Raw genomic sequence first — 4476 nt, forward strand, 5'->3', positions numbered from 1 at the left:
TGAGCGTGGTCAAGCGTCGTTTCGGTGACAGTGTTCGCCAGGAAATTGTCGGCGATATCATGCGCGACAACTACATCAAGGCACTGCAGGAACAAGATATTAATCCTGCGGGCTGGCCTAAGCTTGAGCCAAAAACCATGGAAGCCGGCAAGGACCTCGAGTTCGTAGCCATTTTTGAAGTTCTTCCTGAAATTGAGTTGGGCGATCTGAGCAAGATTTCCATCGAGAAGCTGACCTCTGAAATTACCGATAAGGATATCGACACCATGATCGATAACCTGCGTCGTCAGCAGGCCACCATGAAGTCCGTCAAGCGTAAGTCCAAGAACAAGGACGTGCTGACCATAGACTTCAAGGGTTCTATCGACGGTGAAGAGTTTGAGGGCGGTGCTGCTGAAAACCACAAGTTGACCTTGGGATCTGATCAGATGATTCCGGGCTTCGAAAAAGCCATCGTTGGCGGTAAAGCTGGCGAAGACCTCGAGATTGAAGTGACGTTCCCTGAGGACTATCACAATGAAGATCTCAAAGGTAAGCCTGCAAAGTTTGAGATCAAGATTCACGAGGTTGAAGAGCCTCAACTGCCTGAATTGAACGCAGAGTTCTTCTCTAAATTCGGTATTGAGGCAGAAGACGAAGCCGCATTCCGTGAAGAAGTGAAGAAGAACATGGAGCGCGAGCTCAAGCAGGCGGTAGCTAGCAAGGTCAAAAATGACGTTGTAGACGGACTTCTGGAAACGACCGAAGTCGACATTCCTAACGCCCTGGCTGATCAAGAAATCGATCGTCTGCGTCAAGATGCTGTTAAGCGTTTTGGTGGTCAGGTGGATTTCCAGCAGTTGCCTAAAGAAATTTTCCAGGAACAGGCTGAGCGTCGTGTGAAGACGGGCCTGTTGTTCCAGGAAGTTGTTAAGGCTAACGACCTGAAAGTAGATCCGGCCAAAGTTGATGAAAAGATCCAAGAGATCGCGTCAACATATGAACAACCAGATGAAGTCATCGCGCACTTCAATGGTGACCCAGAACAGAAGAGCCAGATTGAGTCGTCTGTACTTGAAGATCAGGTTGTTGACTATGTGCTGTCACAGGCCAAGGTTAAGGACAAGAAAGTTAAGTACGAAGAGGCAATTCAGGCAGGTCAGTCCCAGCAGGGCTGAGATTGACCAGAAAATAGTGCCAGGGTCGGATTGAATTCGGCCTGGCTGGCCGAAGCGAGTAAACAGCCGGCATGTCCGGCTGTTTTCCTCTTGGCTGGCGGCTGGCAAGGTACAAGATGCAAGAATACTGAAAATGCCGTGGTTTGAAGCCACGTCCTATTTTTTCATAAGGAGTTCAGGCGCATCATGATGCAGAAACCGATTGATGGTCCCGCAATGGTTACCAGTTCCGGCTTGGTGCCGATGGTTATCGAGCAGACTGCCCGCGGGGAGCGCTCGTTCGATATTTATTCTCGTCTGCTCAAAGAGCGTGTGATCTTCATGGTTGGCCAGGTGGAAGACCACATGGCCAACTTGATCGTGGCACAGCTTTTGTTCCTGGAATCTGAAAACCCAGACAAAGACATTCACCTGTACATCAACAGCCCAGGTGGCTCTGTAACTGCGGGCATGTCCATTTACGACACCATGCAGTTTATCAAGCCTGACGTTTCAACCCTTTGTGTAGGCCAAGCTGCCAGCATGGGCGCGTTCTTGTTGGCGGGTGGCGCTGAAGGAAAGCGTGCCTGTTTGCCCAACTCCCGGGTAATGATTCACCAGCCTCTGGGCGGTTATCAGGGACAGGCGACCGATATTGAGATCCACACCCGCGAGATCCTCAAAATCCGGCATACTCTGAATTCTATTCTGGCCTACCACACCGGCCAGGATCTGGAGACACTCGCTAGGGATACGGACCGTGACAATTTCATGGATCCAACTCAGGCGAAAGAGTACGGGCTGATTGACTCGATACTTGATAAGCGCGTGCCGAATAAATAATACTGGCAGTAATTGCATCACCCCTGGCCGGCGCATGATTATCTGAAGCGCCGGCAAAACGAGATCAGAGGTATTTCAATGGCAGATGAAAAAAACGGCCGAGGCGACGATAACGGCAAGTTGCTCTACTGCTCGTTTTGTGGAAAGAGCCAGCATGAAGTCCGTAAGCTCATCGCAGGGCCTTCGGTGTTCATCTGCGACGAGTGTGTCGACCTGTGCAACGATATTATCCGTGAAGAAATTCAGGAGAACGCACAGGAGGAGCCGAGTGATCGTCTTCCGACACCGGCTGAAATCCGCACTACGCTTGATGAGTATGTCATCGGCCAAGATCGCGCTAAGGTTGTGCTCGCGGTAGCGGTTTATAATCACTACAAGCGCCTCCGGTATGGTGAAGGCAAAGGCGATGTCGAGCTCGGCAAAAGTAATATTCTGCTGATTGGCCCTACAGGTAGTGGTAAGACGCTGCTGGCAGAGACGCTGGCGCGCATGCTCAATGTGCCATTCACCATCGCGGACGCTACAACGCTTACGGAAGCGGGCTACGTGGGTGAAGATGTTGAAAATATCATCCAAAAACTGCTTCAAAAGTGCGATTACGATGTGGACAAGGCTCAGCGGGGCATTGTGTATATTGATGAGATCGACAAGATTTCACGCAAGTCTGATAACCCGTCCATCACCCGGGATGTTTCAGGTGAGGGCGTTCAGCAGGCACTGTTGAAATTGATTGAAGGTACCGTTGCGTCTGTGCCACCTCAGGGTGGGCGTAAGCATCCTCAGCAGGAGTTTTTGCAGGTTGATACCGGCAATATGCTGTTTATCTGCGGCGGTGCGTTTGCCGGCTTAGACAAAGTGATCCGTGATCGCACAGAAAAAAGCAGCATCGGTTTCTCGGCAGCGGTGGCCAGCCAAGATGACAGCAGAAATATGGGTGACGTGATCAAGAACGTTGAGACAGAAGATCTTGTCAAATACGGCCTGATTCCGGAATTTGTAGGGCGCCTGCCGGTTGTCGCCACTCTGAATGAGCTGGATGAAGATGCTCTGGTGCAGATTTTGACGGAACCGAAAAACTCCCTAACCAGGCAGTATCAAAAGCTGTTTGATATGGAAGGGGTTGAGTTGGATTTCCGTGATGACGCGCTGCGCGCTGTCGCGGGCAAAGCTTTGGAGCGTAAAACCGGCGCTCGCGGCCTTCGTTCTATCATGGAGGCTACATTGCTAGATACCATGTACCAGATTCCGTCTGAGCATGACATTTCTAAGGTTGTGATTGATGAAAGCGTCATCACCGGCGACTCGGAACCGTTTAAGATTTACGCGAGTACCGATCACGCCAAGGCTGTACCTGATGATTAATCAGGCTTTATAGCTGAGTGTGATAACCAGAAGAATTAAAAAAGGGGCGAAAGGCCCCTTTTTTAATGGTTTGTATCAACAGGGCTTTGTGCCGTGTTGTTTGGTAAAAAGATTGCAATTCCAACGGCCGCCCCAATGAAGGGTGATATGCTGAATCAAACACCGTCAGAGGATTCCTTATGACCCGGATACCCGAAGATATCGTGCAAGAATACCCGCTACTCCCTCTCCGGGATGTCGTGGTGTTTCCGCACATGGTGGTCCCTTTGTTTGTGGGCCGTGAAAAATCCATCCAAGCTTTGGAAGCTGCGATGGAAGGAAGCAAAGAAATCCTCCTGGTGGCCCAGCGGGACGCTTCCACGGATGAGCCAGGCCCAGATGATGTATTTGATATGGGCACGTTGGCCACAGTGCTACAGATGCTGCGCCTGCCGGATGGCACTGTAAAAGTGTTGGTTGAGGGTAATGCCCGGGCTGCGATCAGTAACATTTCTGAGGCTGAGTACTTGTCCGGTGGCGCCACGCTGATGGACGAAGAAGCGCTGCCTGAGCGCGAAGAAAAAGTGCTCCTGAAAACCCTGATGGATGAGTTTGAAAAATATGTAAAGTTATCCAGAAAGGTACCTTCGGAAGTCTCAAACGCGCTGACCGGAATCGAAGAGCTGGAGCGCCTTGCAGACACCATGGCTGCCCACCTTGAAATGCAGATTCCGGAAAAGCAGGAGTTGCTGGAAGCCCTTGACATGAATCGTCGCGTGGAACTTCTGCTTGGTAAGCTGGATGGCGAGATCGACTTGATTGAGGTTGAGAAACGCATCCGTGGCCGTGTTAAAAAGCAGATGGAGCGCAGTCAACGCGAGTATTACCTGAACGAGCAAATGAAGGCTATCCAAAAGGAAATGGGTAACCTGGGTGAAGGTAATAACGATTTTGAAGAACTTGAGCAGAAGCTTGAGGAAGCCGGGTTGCCTGAAGAGGCTCGCAAAAAGACCGAAGTAGAGCTGAACAAGCTCAAGATGATGTCGCCTATGTCTGCCGAGGCCACGGTTGTCCGTGGATATATCGACTGGATGCTGGCTGTACCCTGGAAAAAACGCAGCCGCGTGCGTCACGATATTGAAAAGGCTCGGGAGAT

The 4476-nt window shown here is 50.8% G+C and carries 4 protein-coding genes; all 4 read left to right on the forward strand.

Annotated features, from left to right (window positions below):
* On the forward strand, positions 1-1157 hold a 1157-nt coding region (tig, locus tag ACTH3S_RS15135; RefSeq protein WP_441809841.1), incomplete at its 5' end, for a trigger factor.
* Positions 1158-1343: 186 nt separating this feature from the next.
* Complete coding sequence (clpP, locus tag ACTH3S_RS15140) at positions 1344-1979, forward strand: ATP-dependent Clp endopeptidase proteolytic subunit ClpP (protein ID WP_071263516.1); 636 nt, start codon at positions 1344-1346, stop codon at positions 1977-1979.
* Positions 1980-2057: 78 nt separating this feature from the next.
* Positions 2058-3341 (forward strand): ATP-dependent Clp protease ATP-binding subunit ClpX, encoded by a 1284-nt coding sequence (clpX, locus tag ACTH3S_RS15145; protein ID WP_441809842.1) that lies wholly within the window; start codon positions 2058-2060, stop codon positions 3339-3341.
* A 179-nt stretch (positions 3342-3520) separates the two neighbouring features.
* Positions 3521-4476, forward strand: a 956-nt coding sequence (locus ACTH3S_RS15150; RefSeq protein ID WP_441809843.1) for an LON peptidase substrate-binding domain-containing protein, incomplete at its 3' end; no start/stop codon positions are given.

The organism is Marinobacter sp. (assembly GCF_052094685.1).
Taxonomy (GTDB): domain Bacteria; phylum Pseudomonadota; class Gammaproteobacteria; order Pseudomonadales; family Oleiphilaceae; genus Marinobacter.